The organism is Flavobacterium sp. TMP13 (assembly GCF_050847115.1).
Taxonomy (GTDB): domain Bacteria; phylum Bacteroidota; class Bacteroidia; order Flavobacteriales; family Flavobacteriaceae; genus Flavobacterium.
Window position 1 is genome coordinate 627837 of sequence record NZ_CP193656.1, and the last position, 18839, is coordinate 646675.

At 34.9% G+C, this 18839-nt stretch carries 17 protein-coding genes; 8 read left to right on the plus strand and 9 right to left on the minus strand.

All coding sequences use genetic code 11. The features are described 5' to 3' along the window. Window position 1: 1 nt before the first annotated feature. The 5 genes from ACRASX_RS02745 to murI all read left to right on the plus strand — a co-directional run bounded on the left by ACRASX_RS02745 (window position 2) and on the right by murI (window position 5874). Window positions 2-742 (plus strand): isoprenyl transferase, encoded by a 741-nt coding sequence (locus tag ACRASX_RS02745; RefSeq protein ID WP_066310799.1) that lies wholly within the window; start codon window positions 2-4, stop codon window positions 740-742. Further along, window positions 675-3419 carry a BamA/OMP85 family outer membrane protein gene (locus ACRASX_RS02750; protein ID WP_432222351.1) on the plus strand — a complete coding sequence of 915 codons (2745 nt, stop codon included), beginning with the start codon at window positions 675-677 and terminating at the stop codon, window positions 3417-3419. The genes ACRASX_RS02745 and ACRASX_RS02750 overlap by 68 nt, the downstream gene beginning before the upstream one ends. A 40-nt stretch (window positions 3420-3459) precedes the next feature. Then, window positions 3460-4434, plus strand: coding sequence for an OmpH family outer membrane protein (locus tag ACRASX_RS02755; protein ID WP_432222352.1), 975 nt, complete (start codon window positions 3460-3462; stop codon window positions 4432-4434). A gap of 46 nt (window positions 4435-4480) precedes the next feature. Next, window positions 4481-4981, plus strand: coding sequence for an OmpH family outer membrane protein (locus tag ACRASX_RS02760; RefSeq protein ID WP_066310807.1), 501 nt, complete (start codon window positions 4481-4483; stop codon window positions 4979-4981). A 116-nt stretch (window positions 4982-5097) separates the two neighbouring features. Further along, complete coding sequence (murI, locus tag ACRASX_RS02765) at window positions 5098-5874, plus strand: glutamate racemase (RefSeq protein ID WP_066310808.1); 777 nt, start codon at window positions 5098-5100, stop codon at window positions 5872-5874. A 40-nt stretch (window positions 5875-5914) separates the two neighbouring features. Here murI and ACRASX_RS02770 read toward each other — a convergent pair whose 3' ends face one another. Continuing rightward, window positions 5915-6439 (minus strand): gamma carbonic anhydrase family protein, encoded by a 525-nt coding sequence (locus tag ACRASX_RS02770; protein ID WP_066310814.1) that lies wholly within the window; start codon window positions 6437-6439, stop codon window positions 5915-5917. 12 nt (window positions 6440-6451) lie between these two features. Continuing rightward, the gene (locus ACRASX_RS02775) at window positions 6452-7438 is read right to left on the minus strand and encodes a PorP/SprF family type IX secretion system membrane protein (RefSeq protein ID WP_432222353.1); all 987 of its coding nucleotides are present in this window, start codon (window positions 7436-7438) and stop codon (window positions 6452-6454) included. Window positions 7439-7589: 151 nt separating this feature from the next. Here ACRASX_RS02775 and ACRASX_RS02780 point away from each other — a divergent pair, with 151 nt between their 5' ends. Both ACRASX_RS02780 and ACRASX_RS02785 read left to right on the plus strand, forming a co-directional pair. Then, window positions 7590-8489, plus strand: a complete 900-nt coding sequence (locus ACRASX_RS02780) for a NifU family protein (protein WP_066310820.1) — start codon at window positions 7590-7592, stop codon at window positions 8487-8489. A 64-nt stretch (window positions 8490-8553) separates the two neighbouring features. Next, window positions 8554-9396 (plus strand): mechanosensitive ion channel family protein, encoded by an 843-nt coding sequence (locus ACRASX_RS02785; protein ID WP_432222354.1) that lies wholly within the window; start codon window positions 8554-8556, stop codon window positions 9394-9396. Between the two features lie 2 nt (window positions 9397-9398). Here the strand turns inward: ACRASX_RS02785 and tsaB are convergent, their stop codons facing one another. The 7 genes from tsaB to ACRASX_RS02820 form a co-directional block, all read right to left on the minus strand. Continuing rightward, window positions 9399-10067, minus strand: coding sequence for a tRNA (adenosine(37)-N6)-threonylcarbamoyltransferase complex dimerization subunit type 1 TsaB (gene tsaB / locus ACRASX_RS02790; RefSeq protein ID WP_432222355.1), 669 nt, complete (start codon window positions 10065-10067; stop codon window positions 9399-9401). A 63-nt stretch (window positions 10068-10130) separates the two neighbouring features. Further along, window positions 10131-11426 carry an efflux RND transporter periplasmic adaptor subunit gene (locus ACRASX_RS02795; RefSeq protein ID WP_432222356.1) on the minus strand — a complete coding sequence of 432 codons (1296 nt, stop codon included), beginning with the start codon at window positions 11424-11426 and terminating at the stop codon, window positions 10131-10133. Between the two features lie 5 nt (window positions 11427-11431). Then, window positions 11432-12799 carry a TolC family protein gene (locus tag ACRASX_RS02800; RefSeq protein WP_432222357.1) on the minus strand — a complete coding sequence of 456 codons (1368 nt, stop codon included), beginning with the start codon at window positions 12797-12799 and terminating at the stop codon, window positions 11432-11434. A gap of 81 nt (window positions 12800-12880) precedes the next feature. Next, on the minus strand, window positions 12881-14005 hold the full coding sequence (locus tag ACRASX_RS02805) for an efflux RND transporter periplasmic adaptor subunit (RefSeq protein ID WP_066310842.1): 1125 nt from the start codon (window positions 14003-14005) through the stop codon (window positions 12881-12883). Between the two features lie 46 nt (window positions 14006-14051). Beyond that, complete coding sequence (locus ACRASX_RS02810) at window positions 14052-15317, minus strand: ABC transporter permease (RefSeq protein ID WP_066310845.1); 1266 nt, start codon at window positions 15315-15317, stop codon at window positions 14052-14054. A 1-nt stretch (window position 15318) separates the two neighbouring features. Continuing rightward, window positions 15319-16563 carry an ABC transporter permease gene (locus tag ACRASX_RS02815; protein WP_432222358.1) on the minus strand — a complete coding sequence of 415 codons (1245 nt, stop codon included), beginning with the start codon at window positions 16561-16563 and terminating at the stop codon, window positions 15319-15321. Further along, complete coding sequence (locus ACRASX_RS02820) at window positions 16556-17257, minus strand: ABC transporter ATP-binding protein (RefSeq protein ID WP_066310853.1); 702 nt, start codon at window positions 17255-17257, stop codon at window positions 16556-16558. The genes ACRASX_RS02815 and ACRASX_RS02820 overlap by 8 nt, the downstream gene beginning before the upstream one ends. A 171-nt stretch (window positions 17258-17428) precedes the next feature. On the opposite strand from ACRASX_RS02820, the gene ACRASX_RS02825 reads away from it, so the two are divergent. Continuing rightward, on the plus strand, window positions 17429-18838 hold the full coding sequence (locus tag ACRASX_RS02825) for a DUF4403 family protein (RefSeq protein WP_432222359.1): 1410 nt from the start codon (window positions 17429-17431) through the stop codon (window positions 18836-18838). The last annotated feature ends 1 nt before the right edge of the window (window position 18839 follow it).

An 18839-nucleotide genomic window follows, 5' to 3' on the forward strand; every position in this document is an offset into this window, starting at 1 on the left:
AATGAATAATTTAGAGAATATCGATCATAATAATTTACCTCAACATCTCGCCATAATCATGGATGGGAATGGACGTTGGGCAAAGCAACAAGGATTTTTGCGTGCTTTTGGTCATGAAAATGGCACAAAATCGGTAAAAAACACCATTGAAACTTGTGCTAAAATGGGCATCAAGTATTTAACGTTATACGCTTTTTCTACAGAAAACTGGAATCGTCCAAAATTAGAAGTAGAAGCATTGATGAAGATTCTAATAAATTCTCTCAAAAAAGAATTAGAAACTTTAAACAGAAATAACATCAAGTTAAATGCAATTGGCAACCTCGATAAACTGCCAAAAAAAGCACAAAAAGAGCTTTTTGATGTTATAGAAAAAACCAAAAACAACAATCAATTAACCCTTACACTAGCCCTAAGTTACGGGTCTAGAGAGGAATTGGTCAACGCTATAAAGGTGATTAGTGATAAAGTTAAAAATAATATAATTTCAATTGACAATATTGACGATTCAATTATTAATGAGCATCTTTACACGCAAAATTTACCAGATGTAGATTTATTAATACGAACCAGCGGTGAACATAGAATTAGTAATTTCTTGTTGTGGCAAATAGCTTATGCAGAATTATACTTTACCAATGTATTATGGCCAGACTTTAAAGAAGAACATTTATATGAGGCTATCATTAGTTATCAAAAACGAGAACGTAGATTTGGAAAAACAAGCGAACAAATTAAATAATTTTTTAGTGTTACATAAGGATTTAAAAAGAGTAATAGTAGCTTCCGTACTGGTTTTTAGTGGATTTTCTCAAATAAAAGCACAAGATCGTGTTCCTTTTGATGAGGGTAAAAAATACATTTTGGCTGATGTTGCTATCGTAGGTAAAATAAGTTTTAACGCACAAACCGTGGTTACATTTTCTGGCTTACAAAAAGGGCAAGAAATTACCGTTCCTGGTGAAGAAATTAGTGGAGCAATTAAAAAACTAGGAAAACTTGGTTTATTTGATGAAATCGCTTTTTATGTCAACCACATTCAAAATGATAGTATATATCTTGATCTAGAAATCGTTGAGTTACCAAAACTTAACGAAGTAAAATTTGTTGGCGTTAAAAAGAGTAAAGTTGACGGCTTGATCAAAGACAACAGTTTAACGAAGAACAAAATAGTAAACGAAAACTTAATTACTACTTCTAAAAACTACATCGAAAACAAATATAAAAAAGAAGGATATTTTAATACGAAAGTAGCCATTACTACTACTCCGGCCGATACTACAGATGGCAATCGCATCAATATGTTAGTTCGTCTGGATAAAGGTGATAAAGTAAAAATCAATAGTATTGATTTTGTAGGAAACTCTCAACTTACGGACAAAGAACTTCGAAGCGCGATGAAAAACACGAAAGAGCGAAAGTTTTTGCGCTTTTATAAAGCTTCAAAATTTATCAAAACAAAATACAAAGAGGATTTAGATAAAGTCCTTGCCAAATACAAAGCAAAAGGATATCGTGATGCACGAATTACTTCAGATTCAGTACATTTTGATAAAGATAAAAATGGTTTAGCTATTAAAATTAATTTAGAAGAAGGAAACAAATACTACTTCGGTAATATTAAATTTTTAGGAAATACCATCTATGCAGACCAGTCATTACATCGTTTATTAGGTATCAATAAAGGAGATACATATAATGGTGTCTTATTGCAAGAGCGTATTGCCGATAAGTCAAAACCAGATGCAGAAGACATTACTAACTTATATCAAAACAATGGTTATTTATTCTCGAACATCAACGCTGTTGAAACGAGAACAGCAAATGATACGATTGATTTTGAAATTAGAATTACAGAAGGTCCAATTGCGTATTTTAACAAAATTACTGTTGCTGGAAATGACAAAACAAACGATCACGTAATTTACCGTGAATTAAGAACTAAACCTGGACAAAAATACAGTAAGGAGCAATTAGTACGTACCATTCGTGAAATTGGTCAACTTGGTTTCTTTGATCCTGAAGCAATCGACCCACAGTTTAAAAACGTTGATGCAGGAGCAGGAACTGTAGATATTGAATACAAATTGATTGAAAAAGGAGCCAGTCAAATCGAACTACAAGGTGGTTACGGTGGTGGTGGTTTTATTGGTACATTAGGTTTGTCATTTAATAACTTTTCGACAAAAAACATATTTAAAAAAGATTCATACAAACCTTTACCTATGGGTGACGGACAAAAAGTAGCTTTGCGTTTACAAGGAAGTACGTATTTCCAAACGTACAGCTTGTCGTTCTCAGAGCCTTGGTTTGGAGGAAAAAAACCCGTTCAGTTTAATTCATCTATTTCATATAGTAAGCAATTCAACAACAACTATATAACACAAAGAGTGGATAAAAGTAAAAGTTTTAACATCTTTACTATCTCTATTGGGCAAGCAAAAAGACTTTCTGTTCCCGATGACTTTTTCGTGCTGTCGCAGGCAATTAGTTACCAACATTATGATTTGCAGAATTATTTCACAGGACTGTTCACCTTTGGAAATGGTACCTCAAGAAATCTAGCGTACACAATCGGATTAACACGTAACAATAAAGGAACGAATCCAATTTTTCCAACTTACGGATCAGAGTTTAGTGTTTCTGCTAAATTTAGCCCACCCTACTCATTATTAAACGGAATTGATTATGCTAAGTTAAGTGATGAAAAAGAGTACAAAATGAAAAGTACGAGTAGTTATCCAGATGGTAATGGTATAATTGTTCAGCCTGGAGATTATATTGATGGAACTGGTAACCGTGTCACTAACTTTCAGGATGCTGCAGCAGATCCAGCAAAAGTTGACCAACAGAAATACAATTGGTTAGAATATTACAAAGTAAAATTTAAAGCAGATTGGTATACGAAAGTATATGGTAAATTAGTATTTAGATCTTTAGCCGAATTTGGTTTCTTAGGAGCTTATAATCAAGATAGAGGAATTATACCATTTGAGCGTTTTTACGTAGGTGGAGATGGAATGGCAAGTTACTCGATGGATGGTCGTGAAACGATCGCACAAAGAGGATATAAAAACAATACCTTAACACCAGTAAATAATCGTGGAGATCAAATTGGAGCAACTATTTATAATAAGTTTTCGTTTGAATTGCGTTACCCAATTACACTGAAACAATCGGCCTCGATTTATGCATTGACGTTTTTTGAAGCAGGATCTGCGTATCCTTCTTTTAAAGAATACAATCCTTTTGACTTGAATCGTTCTGCCGGAGCTGGATTGCGTGTCTTTATGCCTGCATTTGGATTGTTAGGAATTGATATGGGTTATGGATTTGATAATGTTCCAAATGGTAACGGCACCAGACTACCTGGCGCACATGGTTGGGAAACTCACTTTATCATTGGCCAACAGTTCTAAAAATAATATTGGTTAAAAAATTTCAAATAAAATAAATGTTATGAGAAAACAGTTTTTATTTATATTTTTAGCCCTGATTTCAGTAAGTGTTCATCAGGCGCAAACCAGATCAACCAAGGTGGGTTATATAGATATGGAGTACATTTTAGAAAATGTATCAGATTACAAAGAAGCCAAAGTACAACTCGAACTGAAAGCACAAAAATGGAAGCAAGAAGTTGACGAAAAGAGAAAAGATATTGCAAGCCTACGGGAAGCATTGCAAGCCGAAAAAGCACTATTAACAAAAGAGCTAATAGACGAAAGAGAAACAGAAATAAAGTTTTTAGAAGATGAAATGTTGGATTTTCAACAAAAGCAGTTTGGACCAAATGGCAATTTAATCCATCAAAAAACAGCTTTAACGAAACCAATCCAAGATCAAGTCTTTACAGCCGTGCAAGATATCGCTGAAGCTAAAAAATATGATTTTATTTTTGATAGATCTTCAGACTTGACCATGTTATTCGCAGCAAAAAGATATGATATCAGCGACCAAGTATTGCGAATTATCACTAGAGCTGATAAACGTGAACAAGTTTCTAAGAAACAATTAGAATTAGAAGAAGAGCAGCAGGCAAAGTTGGATGCTATAGATGAAAATCCAGCTCTAAACGACAGACAAAAATTGCTAGAAGAACGAAAAGCCGTTCGAGCTAAGTTATTAGAAGATCGTAAATTAGAGCAACAGCAGAAACAAAAAGAATACGAAGCACGACGAAATGGGCAAGCTGCCGAAAGTGAAGCTAGAAAGAATGGCACGGTTTCTGAAAGTGTAGAAACGAAAGAGAATGCAAAAACAACGGCTCCTACTTCGAGTAACGCATCAGCAGTAGAAGGAGCTGAAACAAAAGCAGCAGAAAGACAGCGCCTTTTTGATGAACGTAAAAAAGAACTAGAAGAAAGACGCCAGCGCATATTAGAAGAAAGGGAAGCTGCCAAAAAAGCAAGAGAAACGCCAAGAACAACTCCATAAAGAGATTAAAATAAATTCGACCAATAATTAATTAATATTTAAAATGATGAAACAAATTAAAACTTTACTAATAGCAGCCGTTTTATTAATAGGTGCTAGCCAAACTATTACAGCACAAGCTAAAATGGCACACGTGGATACAGGCGAAATCATGGCTAAAATGCCTGCAATGCTTGACGCTCAAAAGCAATTGGAAGCATTAAGTAAAACATACGACGCAGAATACAAAAAGATGGTTGATGAATATCAAACTAAACTTAAAAAATACGAAACGGAGTCTGCTACTGTGACTGATGCTGTGAACGCAGATCGTTCTAAAGAAGTGCAAGACATGCAAAAAAGAATTGTTGATTATAGAGACAATGCTCAAAAAGAATTGCAACAAAAAGAATCTGATATCGTAAAACCATTAATGGATAAAGTAAAAGCTTCTATTCAAAAAGTTGGAAAAGCAAAAGGGTTCCAGTATATTGTTGATGGTTCTTCTTTATTGTTAGCGGATGGTCCAAACTTGACTGCTGATGTAAAAAAAGATTTAGGTTTCTAATATAAGCCAAAATACATAAAAACTGCTCCACTGAAATTTCAGATCGGAGCAGTTTTTTTTTTACAAAAAATTCTCACTTCAATAGTATCAATTAAAAAATATTCTAAATTTGTTTTATGACCAATAACAATCCTATAGGTATTTTTGATTCGGGTATCGGCGGAACTTCAATTTGGAAAGCAATTCATAATTTGTTGCCCAATGAACAAACAATCTATTTGGCTGATAGCATAAACGCTCCGTACGGTCAAAAATCAAAAGAAGAAATTATTGCATTGAGTCGAAAAAATGTAGATTTTTTACTGGCACAACAATGTAAATTGATCGTTATCGCCTGCAACACAGCAACGACAAATGCTATCATTGAGCTAAGAAAGGATTATACAGTTCCTTTCATCGGGATAGAACCCGCCATAAAACCAGCTGCCCAAAATTCGCAAACCCAAACAATTGGTATTTTAGCCACTAAAGGAACTTTAAACAGTGAGCTTTTTAACAAAACCGCAGAAATGTTTAGCCAAACTAAGATCGTTGAGCAAATAGGCTATGGATTAGTGCAGTTGATCGAAAAGGGAGATTTATACAGTAAAGAAATGACTCTTTTGCTTACTTCCTACTTACAACCGATGATTGCCGCCAATATTGATTACTTGGTGTTAGGATGCAGTCATTATCCCTATTTGATCCCCCAAATAAAAAAGATACTTCCGACACACATACAAATTATTGATTCAGGAGAAGCCGTTGCTCGTCAGACTAAAAAAGTATTGAATGACACCATTGGCCTATCTACCTTACTAAATCCAAAGCCTATATTTTACAGCAATACTGATTCTTCTGTTTTACGTTCGATACTAGCAAATAAATACGAAGTGATAGAAAAAGTATTTTAATCATTATTCACAGAACTTCTTCCTAAAGGAGGATATGAAGCTATTCTTTTTCTTCTTCTTTAAACCAACTCGAGTACATTACGTAATTATTAGAAATACGTTCGATCTCCCCAGCAAAATTAGATTGATCTATCGCTTTCACTTTTTTGGCTGGTACTCCAGCATAAATACTTCCTGACTCGACTACTGTATTTTGAGTTATAACAGCGCCCGCAGCAATAATAGAATTACTTTCAATCACACAATTATCCATCACAATCGCTCCCATTCCAATTAACACATTGTCGTGAATCGTGCAACCGTGCACAATAGCATTGTGCCCAATAGAAACATTATTACCAATAATTGTTGGGTGTTTCTGGTAGGTACAATGTACCACAGCACCATCCTGAATGTTTACTTTATTGCCAATTTTTATAAAGTTTACATCCCCACGAATTACAGCATTAAACCAAACACTACATGATTCTCCAAACGTTACATCACCCACAATAGTAGCATTTTCGGCTACATAACAATCAGTTGGAATTTGAGGTGTTTTTCCATTTACCGTTTTTATAAGCATAATTTTATTTTTTTAATTAATTGCAGGACAAGCACAATCGTATCGCGCACGTTTGCAAAACAGATCAATTCCCACTGTAATTTGGTGGTAGCCTGCGTTGTCAAACTTCGCATTTCCTACAATATTAGAATAAGTGTACCCTATCATGAATTTATTGTAATTAACTCCAACAAAAGGCGTAAAATATTGCATTTTTTGAGTAGAAATACCATTGCCATTGTAATATTGTGTACCGTCAAAATTTCTTCGATAAGAAAGACCGCCCCAAATACTCCCAAAATCTAAATCTTTGTGGACTTTAATATTGGCGTCAACTATTTTCTCTTTGCTCGCATCAATCCACTGAAATAATACAGACGGTTCAAAATAAAGTTTATCTTTTTCTCCAAAAACATAACCAGCACTCAATAAATATTTTCTTAAATTATCATTTTCAAATTTAGTGTACAACTCTCTTCTCGTTTCTACCAAACCTTGAATGGTGGCATGAGCATAAAAATCAAGATAATTGTACGAAGCACCTACATCGATATTTAAGTACGTATCTTTTTGAATTTCTCCAAATACAATAGGATCGAATCCTGTAAAAGTACTTTCGTCCAATTGACTTTGAAACATACCACCACTTAGTCCAAAAGACAATTGATTTAAATCGATTTCATCTCTCGAAAATAATATATGATATGCGTACGTTAGCTTTACGCCCTTTTGCGAATGGTAGCCATTTTTGTCATTGAATAAAATAATTCCTGCTCCAGCTTTTTCAGTAACTCTGCCATTAAAACTAAGAGTTTGCATCGCAGGAGCATCATCTTGACCAAACCATTGTTTGCGGGTAGTCAATCGTGCTTTTGCACAATTTGCAGCGCCAGCCATCGAAGGGTGGATAAGGTAATAGTTGTCAGTTAAATAATCAGAATAAACCGGAATCCCTTCTTGAGCAAAGCCGAAAGAAATGACCGATAAAAAGAAGGCTACAAATTTAATTTTAAAGGACATTCAATAGTATTTAGCCGTTACACCGAAAAAGCATTCTAAGTCACGAAAGCGCTGAAAATCACAGCTATTTCCCTTTAATATTATAATAAAAACCAAATATAACTATTAGTCGAAAATATCTTTAGTAAATTTGCACAAAATTACACGCATCATGACAAAACTTACTATAAAAGAAACCCAAAATCCTGCCATAATAAAATTTGAATTTCCTGATTTTATTACGCGCAATCAAAGTTACGAATACAAAAATATTGACGAGGCTACAGATTCTCCTTTAGCACAACAATTATTTTATTTACCCTTTGTAAAAACCGTTTACATTTCGGGAAATTTTGTAGCGGTAGAGCGTTACAGCATTGTTGAATGGGACGACGTTAAAGAAGATGTTGCCGAGCAAATTGAAGAATTTATTCAAAAAGGCGGAGTTATTATCACGGAGAGTGAGAATAAATCAAAAAAATTACCGGTTACTGTTTACGGAGAAACGACACCAAATCCATCTGCGTTAAAATTTGTAGTGAGCAAAATGCTAACTAAAAATGCAATTGAATTTAAAAATATAGATCAAGCTGCGGCTTCTCCTTTAGCACAAGAATTATTCAAATTTCCGTATGTAAAGGAAATTTTCATGGATGAGAATTACATTTCAGTTACCAAATATGAGATTAATAGTTGGGACGAAATTACATTAGAGCTTAGGACGTTCATCAAACAATACATTGAGAACGGAGGAACTGTTCTAGATGATAGTTTGCTTGCTGCTCCTCTAAAAAGTGAAGATAAAAAAGATGAAGCTTTTGACAAACTAGATGAAACTTCACAAAAAATTATTAATATCTTAGAAGAATATGTGAAGCCCGCCGTTGCTGCTGACGGTGGAAACATAGTTTTTGAATCGTATGACGAAAGCACCAAAACCGTAAATGTAATTATGCAAGGTGCGTGTAGTGGATGTCCTTCTTCTACCTTTACTTTAAAAAGCGGAATTGAAAATATGCTAAAAAGCATGTTGAACGACGAGCAGATAAAAGTAGAATCAGTTAATGGATAATTTTTATATCTTTAAAATACAAATTCAAACCTTCTTCTTTTAGAAGGTTTTTTTATTACCTATTATGGAATTAGATCCTCATCCACTTAAGACGTACATAGAGACTATCTTAGAATCTTTGCTGGCGTATTCTCCGAAATTAATCTCAGCTTTTTTTATCTTAATAATTGGACTTTATTTTATTCGATTTGTCAACCGATTGATTCGAAGAATTATGGCACGTCGTCATATTGATCCCACTCTGACAAATTTTTTAGGAGACCTTTTACTTTGGGCACTGCGCATATTACTGTTTGTGACGTTTATCTCTAAATTAGGAGTCGAAACCTCGTCTTTCGTCGCTATTTTAGGAGCAATGGGACTTGCAATTGGTTTGTCGCTTCAAGGCTCTCTTTCGAACATTGCTGGGGGAATGCTAATCATATTATTCAAACCTTTTAAAGTTGGGGATGTAATCGAAGCGCAAGGTGTGGTCGCAACGGTTGCAGAGATACAAATTTTTGTCACCAAACTAATTACCGGAAACAATCAAACCGTCTTCATTCCCAATGGTTCTTTGTCCAACGGAAACATTATCAATTATTCGATGCAAGGACAGCGCAGAGCGGACTTCACGTTTTCTGTTTCTTACGATACAAATTTGAAAGAAGCAAAAAGTATCATCATGAAAATTTTAACTGATAATCCGAAGGTTTTACAAACTCCAGCACCCAGTGTTTTTGTATTGAGCCTAAATGACACCGCGGTGGTTTTGGCCGTTCGTCCTTGGGCTACTAATGAAGATTATGGCGATGTATTTACAGATACGCTTGAAAGCTGTAAAGCTGCTTTCGAAAAAAAAGGAATTAGAATACAACCGTACGTTCAAGAATTGAGCAAAACCATTATCGAAACTAAAAAGGTATAAATTTATTTTTTTGAAGTAGTAATCATAAAGTCCTTTAAATAATAAGGCTCAAAATAAGCGACATCAACAGTGTCGTTTTTTTTATATTTTTCAAAGCTTAATTGCGCCATTTCATTTGCTGAAGGATATTTAAATTCTACTAAAAAAACAAAATTACTATTCGTTAAAAGAGTACTGCATTTTTCGGCACAATCTCCAACAAAATAAACTTTCTCTGCATAGTCGGAAAATGAGTGTTCAGTAATAATTTCTGCTTGCACTTCTCGCAATCGTTCTCCTTCTGCTGAAAAAACAGCACTGTATACTTCCATTCTTCTGGCATCAATCATAGGTATAATAACACCATCCGCAACGTGGGCTTGAGAGGCTAAGCTTTGCAGTGTATCTATTGCAATTAAGGGAATGGAAAGTGCAAAACACAAGCCTTTGGCAGCCGAAACTCCAATACGCAAACCCGTATATGAACCTGGTCCTTGACTGACTGCAACAGCCGATAAATCCTGCAAAGTAACTCCAGCTTCTTTTATACAATCTTCTATAAAAAGATGTAATTTTTCGGCATGTGAGAAGCCTTCTTCGGCAATTTCTTTACAAATTATTACTACTCCATCTTTTGCTAATGCAACCGAACAGTTTTTAGTTGCTGTTTCGATATTTAAAATATAAGCCAACTTATTATTTTTTAAATTGAAAAAAACCACATTCTAAAAATTTAAAATGTGGCTGAAATTTATTTATTTTTTAATCTGATCCGATTTCACTTTCACTTTATCACCCGAATTTAGGTCTTTGGAGACCGTGGTATAAGGCCCAGTAATAACAATATCTCCAGGTTTTAATCCCGACATCACTTCAATGTTCATATCATCTTGAATTCCTGTCTTAATCACTCTGATTTTTGCTTTGTCTCCCACTTTAACAAAAACACATTCAAATTTTTTATCTGGTTTAGGAACACCTTTTTCGTCTTGCGTCTCTTCCTCCATTTTAAGGTCTTTCACCGCTACTGCAGCCGTATCAGTTTTTACCACTACCGAACTAATTGGCACCGCTAAAACATTACTTTTAGTCGTAGTAACAATATCAACCGTCGCAGTCATTCCTGGTCTAAAAGGAGAATAAGCCGCCGGTTTACCCTCTGTCAAATCAGCATACGATTCTTTTACAATACGAATTTTTACTTTAAAATTTGTTACTTGATCTGCTTTTAGATCGCTACTTGCTGAGTTTGAAATACTTGTTACAACTCCTTGGAACTGCTTTTTTAGATACGCATCAACTTCTACGTGCGCTTCATCACCCACTTTAATTTTAACAATATCATTTTCATTTACGTCCACTTCAACTTCCATATTATTTAAGTTTGCGACACGCAAAATTTCTGTTCCTGCCATTTGTTGCGTTCCTAAAACACGTTCTCCCAATTCAACATTCAGAACTGAAATCGTTCCATCTGCTGGCGCATATATAGTAGTTCTACCTAAGTTGTCTTTCGCCTCATTTACAGATGCAGAGGCACTTTGTACGTTGAAATATGCATTTTGCTGACTTGCCTTTGCAACTTCAAAAGAAGCTACTACTTTATCCCAATCAGATTTGGAAATGATTCCTTTATCAAATAAGGTTTTATTGCGACCATAATTAGATTTTGCTTCTCTAAATGACGCTTCCGACTGACTTAAACTTGCTTTTGTTCCAGACAGATTAGAAACCGAACGATTATAACTTGAGGTGTATAAATCAGGATTTATTTTAACCAATAAGTCTCCTTTTTTTACCACTTGACCTTCTTTTACATTCAAGGAAATAATTTCTCCCGAAACTTCCGATGATATTTTAACTTCAATCTCTGGCTGAATTTTTCCTGTAGCAGAAACCGTTTCCACAATGGTAGAACTGATTACTTTGGCGACTTCAACTTCTGTTCCTTCATCTTTACTGCCAATAACGCCCGATTTAGACAAGATAATGAGGCCGACAATGACAACGATTGCAACTCCTAATACTATGTATATTGTTTTTTTTGACATTGTTTTTAATTTTGAATAATTGGAATTCCAAAATAAAATTCTAGAATCTTAATTTTAAAAATGTAATCGTATTTAGTTCGTAACACTTCTGACTGCGCATTCGTAAACAAGGTTTGAGATTGACTAAAATCAAATGAATTCATCAAACCCACTTCGTATTTTTCTTTGGCGTAATTAAACGCTTCTTGCCGGGCTTCAAGGGCGACAATTGCCGATTCATGTGCATTTAAAGCGCCTTTTGCATCTGTAAACGCAGTAAAAACATTACGCTGCAAATCTAGTTCTTTTTGTTCTAAATCTATTTTAGAGCGCTCTAAATCTACTTTCGAACGCTCAACATTATTTCGCACGCTAAGTCCGTTAAAGATAGGAATTGAAAGTTGCGCACCAAAAGCTTGCCCTCTATTATCGGCAAACTGATCCCAAAAAGGTGGAGCCCCAACACTCACAATAGTTCCATCCGGATTAAAAGCAGCCATATCTGCATAGGAGATTCTAGTATTTATGTTGTAAAAACCTTGCAAAGTGGGTTGATACGCACCTTTTGAAATCGCTACATTTTTCTCTGCAATTTGCAGATTAGTTTGAGCAATTTTTAACTCTGTTCTTGTTTCTTTAGCTTTCACATAAACCTCCGATGCCGTTTGTGCGAGAATATTATTTTTATCTTGAAAAGTATCTTCATCGGCTACATCAAAATCAGCGAATTCCTTTAATTGCAGTAATTGTGATAAACTTAATTTAGAAATCAATAATGTGTTTTCTGCATTAATTACATTTTGTTTATCAGATGCCACTGTTGCTTTTACATCTAACAAATCGCCACGCGGTATTGTTCCTGCATTAACCATAGCGTCCGAGCGATCGTACTGCTTTTGATTAATGGCTAACTGTTGCTCTTGCACCTTTAAATTTTGTTTATTAAAAAGTACCTGCAAAAATGCATTAGCCACATTTAAGGCAACATCTTCTTGCATCTTGGTCAGTTGATATTGAGAAGCTAATACGGCGAGTTTTTGTCTGCGTAAAGTATTTTGATTTTGCAGTCCTTTGTAAATATCAATGCCAACACCCGCACCCATTGACGAATACTGAGTCGTTTTTGTTGCTGCAATATTAGTTACTGGATTCACATTCAAACCAATATTCCAAGAGTGGGAAGCATTACCATTGACAGAAGGCAAAAAATTACCAAAGGCATCTTTCCTATTAATTTCGGCAGTTTGCGTGTCTAATTCAGATAATTTAATTGAAATATTATTATCGATCGCATATTTTACGCACTCTTCTAAAGTCCACTGTTTGGTTTGCGCTTGCGCGGAAAAGGCCAAGAAGAAACTAAAAACGATACTTATAGATTTTATATTTTTCATATACTTATAATGAAAGTGCAGTAAATGTACCACACAAATTTAACATTTATTTTAAAAACTAAAGTTCTTTACACTACGCTTTTATCCTTTTTTATCTTCTTTATCATCACTCAATAAACCCTGATTCCATACTTTAATTTTATCAGATGATTTAAGTCCACTTTTGACTTGTACATAAATTCCGTCACTCACCCCTAAAGTTAAATCTTTACGAATAAATTTCTGAGGTCCCGCTTGTACGTCTACATAGGGCTTTTGCGTTTTTTGGTCAAATTGAACTAACGACTCTTTAATTGCCATTACTTTTTCTGCCTTTTCTAAAATAATAGACGCATTAGCACTCAAACCCGCACGAATAAAAGTGGCATCCTTATTAGCCAAATCGGCTTTTATTTCAAATTGAATTGCACCATTTTCTGTAATTCCCTTTGGAGCAATATATCTTAAATTAGCATCGAATTTTTTGTTTTCTATCGCACCAATTGTAATTTCAATTGCCATTTTTTCTTTAATTTTTCCTACTTCAGACTCATCAATTTTACCAACAAAAATCATTCTCCCAACATCAGCAACACTTGCAATAGTTGTTCCTTCGTTAAAATTATTACTTTCTATAACTTGATTTCCTACTTTTACAGGAACATCCAAAACCATCCCAGTAACTGTAGAACGAATTACCGTATTTGCATATTGACCCAAACCAGAAGTAGTTCCCGTTTTAACAATATCTAAGCTTTGTTTTGAAGCTGCATAATTTTGTTTGGCTTGTTTGTAATTCAATAGAGCCGCATCATGATCATTGGCAGAAATGACCCCTTTATCAAATAACGTTTTTTGACGTTGGTACATTTTTTCTTGATTATCCAATTCAATTTTAGTCGTTTGAACTTGATTTTGAGTATTACTCAAGCTAGAAACATTAGCCACCACCTTGATTTTTGCAATCATATCGCCCGCTTTGATGTGCTCTCCTGCTTTAATGTAAACCGCTTCGATAATTCCTGAAATGTTGGGTTTAATTAATACTTCTTCATCCGGAACAATGTTTCCTGTGGCGATAGTGTTTTTTACAATGGTTTTGTTTTCTACCTTGTCTGTCTTAAAAACCACTGGTGATTCTTGATTTTTAGCATACAAATAATAGAGTGCTCCAAAAAAAACAATAGCAATTAAAATTAAAATAGTTATGGTAACTCCTCTTTTCATTTTGTTTTTGGTTTATGATTTAATCAATTATAATTAGATAATTTATTTATTCGGTTCTTAATGCGTCTACTGGCTTAATATTAATAGCGGTCTGCGCCGGAATAAACCCAGCTAACAATCCTGATCCTACTAGAATTACTAAGGCAAAAAACACTACCCCTAAATCGACACTTGGATTCGCAAACATGGTGTTTTCGCCAGGTGGCATTGAATCCAATACCATATTCAATAAGGCAATTATTCCCGTTGCAACTGCAATACCGAGCATTCCTGAAATGATGGTTAAAAACAAGGCTTCTAACAGGATTTGTTTTCGAATAGCACCTGGAGTCGCACCAATGGCTCTCCTAATTCCGATCTCTTTCGTTCGCTCTTTCACCACGATCAGCATGATATTTGAAATTCCAATTACTCCAGACAAAAGCACTAATGTTCCGACGAAAAAGGCAATAAATTGTAAAATGGTAAACAAACTCTGCACTTTGCTAAATTGCTCATACAAATCAAAATTACCAATTGCTCGATCGTCAGTAGGATTTATGAAATGCCTTTCTTTCATAATTTCTAAAATTTTTGGTTTTAATTGGGTGATTGAAGCTCCGTCATGTGCTGTAATTGCCATCCAACCGACTCTATCTCCATAATTAAATGCTTGCTGAAAAGAAGTAAAAGGCACAAATATATTTTTTTGCTCTTGTTCTGCATTCCCATTATTTCCTTTTGCTTTATAAGTTCCAACAACTAAAAAGTTAACACCGTTTGCCTTGAGGTACGTTCCGATCACTTCTTCGTCTTTATCGTATAACTCTTTAATAACGCCTTCGCCAATTACAGCTACTTTCCTTTTTAAATTAATGTCTTGATAATTTATAAATCGCCCTTTTGAGATGTCCATGGGTTGTTGCTTGATCAACTCTGGATAGTCTCCGTATACATCAAAAGCAGAAGTTTTAGTACCGCGAACTACGTTATTTGCACCTCCAAATCCTCCTAATTGATTGCGCGGTGAAACGTACAAAAGATCTGGTAAACTTTGCTTTAAAGCAGCAACATCGCTATTTTTAAAGTCATATCGACGCGTTTTTGGTAAACCTTTATAAGCTTTAGATGTAGTTTGGGTCCACATGAACATGGAGTTTGTCGCCATTCCTGAAAACCCTTGCTTTACTCCATTTTCTAAACCTTTACCAGCGGCCAGTAAAATCACCAAAATAAAAATACCCCAAAACACACCGAAAGCAGTCAATATGGTTCTAAACACATTTGCTGTTAAAGCTTCTAAAATTTCGTTTAAACTGTCTCTACTAAACATATTATTCGTCTCTAAGTGCTACAATGGGCTTAATTTGTGCTGCGCGATAAGCAGGAAAAAAACCTGCCAATGCTCCCGCAAAGACAAGTATGCCTAACGTGCTTAATGCTACGCCAAAGTCTACCTCTGGATTTCTAAAATAGTCACTTTGTATCATTGGTCCCACAAATTCTAATAACAACAAACTTGCTAACAAACCTACAAATCCAGCAATCGTGGTGATAAAAATCGATTCATGTAAAATCATCCCAATAATTGATACTGGCGAAGCACCTAGTGCTTTCCTAATTCCGATTTCTTTGGTTCGTTCTTTTACAATAATCAACATAATGTTACTGACTCCAACTACACCAGCGATAATGGTACAAATTCCAACCCACCAAAAAAACAATCTGATATATAAATTCAGATCATAAAATTGCTTCGCCCGTTCAACAGAGTTGTAAACACCCAAAGCGCTCTCATCATCTGGAGCAATGATGTTTTTACTTTTAAGCGCTGTGCTGACCTTCTCTGTAAATAGTTTAGATTGTGCTAATGCATCTATGTAATTGTCTTTTTTTTCTAATACAAAATGCAATCCATCAATTTTATCACCCGCACCAAAAGCGCGTTGGTTGGTTGTCATTGGAATATATAGACGCGATTCTTCCCGTTCTCCAGAAGGATCGGTAAACACACCTACCACTTTAAAATTTATATTATTTATTGCAATTTGTTCTCCGATGGGATCGGCATCTTTAAACAAATCTTGTTTGACTTTCAGACCAATTGCAACCACTTTTTCATTATGAATTAAATCAGTATTGTTGATAAATCGTCCTTGAATAATTGTTGCATTTTCAATATCCACATAGTCGGGGTTCACACCTTTAAATTGATAATTTCCTGATTCTTTACCGTAGCTAATTAATCCGCGCCAAGAACTTAGTGAAGCAGATTTTTTATCGATTTCCCCACCAAATTTTTGAACTGCTAAATTATAGTCACTATTTCGGAGCTGAATTTCACGTCCTGGATTAAGACCTTTGTATTCTTTTGTAGTGGTATTGGACCACACTTCGATGATGCCTTTTGCATCCCCTTCGAACTGTTTTTCGATACCGTTTTGAAGTCCTTTACCTGCTCCCAATAAAATCACAAGTATAAAAATACCTGACGCAACCGAAATCCCCGTTAAAAAAGTTCGGAGCTTGTTTTTGGCAATTGCTTCAAATATTTCCTGCCATCGCTCGATATTAAACATATTGCGACGCTCTTACTTGTTCGACCATTTTATCATCTATAATTAATCCATCCTTTAACACCACATTACGCTTGCACATTGCAGCAATATCTGGCTCATGCGTCACAATAAGAATGGTTTTACCTTCGTCATTAATGCCTTGAATTAATTCCATTACTTCATATGACGTTTTAGTGTCCAAAGCTCCCGTCGGCTCATCGGCCAATAAAACTTTTGGATTTGATGCCAAGGCACGAGCAATAGCTACCCGTTGTTTTTGACCTCCAGAAAGTTCGTTTGGTAAATGGTGCGCATGAGTAGCTAATCCTACTTTTTCAAGATAACTCATTGCGATTTCATTGCGTTCTGCTCTTTTTATTCCTTGATAATACAACGGCATTGCAACATTATCTAATGCGTTTTTGTAATTAATTAGATTAAAAGACTGAAAAACAAAACCTAAAAACTTATTTCGGTAGCGAGAAGCAATGGTCTCGTTTAAGTTTTTGATGGGTACATTATCTAAAGTATAACTTCCCAGATCAGCTTCATCTAAAATTCCTAAAATATTCAATAATGTCGATTTTCCAGAACCTGAAGACCCCATAATAGCAACCAATTCTCCTTCTTTAATATTGAAATTAATCCCTTTCAATACGTGTAATTTAGAATTTCCCATTTTATAGGACTTATGCAAGTCTTTAATCTCAATCATAGTTGGTTATTTTTAGTAGCAATACTACTAATTTTGTTAAATAGTTTATGATAATAAAACGTTAATAGTTTATAACTCACAATATGTAAGTAAACAAAAGTTGCAAATTGTTACACTTTTTAACAAACATATCTTTCTTTTTTTAATTTTACCATATAAAACAGATTACCAATGGCACAAAATAAAACTATTATATATTCGCTTTTCATTCTCCTTTTTATCAGCAGCTGCTCGAGCACTAACCAGTTGTCTACGTTAAAACCAGAACCCGATGACGCAACACCTTTAACTTACCAAAGCACTCCGTCATTCATTAACTTACCGATCACTGTACAAATAAAGGATATCGAAAATCAAACCAATACCCATTTAAAAGGTTTGATCTATGAAGACAATGACATTACTGACGATGATATAGAAATGAAAGTTTGGAAAACTGCTTCAATCCAAATGCGGAATGTGTCTAAAAACTCCAATGGAAAACTAGAAACGGTCCTACCATTGAAAGCACTTATAAAATATAGAATTGGAACCGAAAGACTAGGCCTCAAAATGTATGATGTTCGAGAATTTAATCTAACTGGTACTGTGATTTTGAATAGTGATGTCGCGCTAAATAACTGGAAATTAAGGACAAAGACGGAAATAAAATCATTGGTATGGACAGAGAGTCCAACGATGACTGTTTTTGGTAAAAACATGCCGATTACCTATCTCGCGAATCCTGCAATATCCCTATTCAAATCGGATATTACAAGTAGTATTGATTCGGCCATAGAAAAAGCAATGGACTTTAAACCCAATGTACTCGCTGCATTAGAACAAATTTGCACTCCTTTTTTGATGAATGAAGATTATGAAAGTTGGTTGCGAATTGCTCCAACTGAAATTTATTCGACTGAGGCAAGTATTAAAAAAGATGCTTTCATGCTCGAAATGGGCGTAAAATGCACCATGGAAACGATCATCGGAAAACAACCAGAATCAAAATTTAATGCCGCCAATATTGCAATCAAACCGGTTAGTAAAATTCCAAAACAAGTGAACGCAAGTATTGCTGCTATTTCGACCTATAGTGCAGCTTCGAAAATTATGAGTAAAAATTTTGTAGGTCAAGAATTTGGGTCGGGAGGCAAAAAAGTACTTGTGAAAAACGTACAACTTTGGCACAAAAACGGCAAGATGATTATTGCGCTAGACCTTTCAGGCTCGATTAATGGAGCTATTTATTTAAGTGGATTTCCACAATACAATAGCGCAACTAAAGAGCTTTATTTTGATCAGCTGGATTATGTTTTAGATACAAAGAATAAATTGACTCGCACTGCGAATTGGCTGATGCAAGGATATATTTTAAAGAAAATTCAAGAAAGTTGCCGCTATTCTATCGCTCCAAATCTTGAAGAAGGTAAACAAACCATGCTTACTTACTTAAATAACTACTCGCCAATGAAAGGTGTGTTTGTAAATGGAAAACTCAACGAAATTACATTCGATAAGTTAAAATTAACGAATCAGGCAATTATTGCTTTTTTGAAAATAAACGGAACCGTTAATATTTCGGTTGATGGGCTTGAATAAA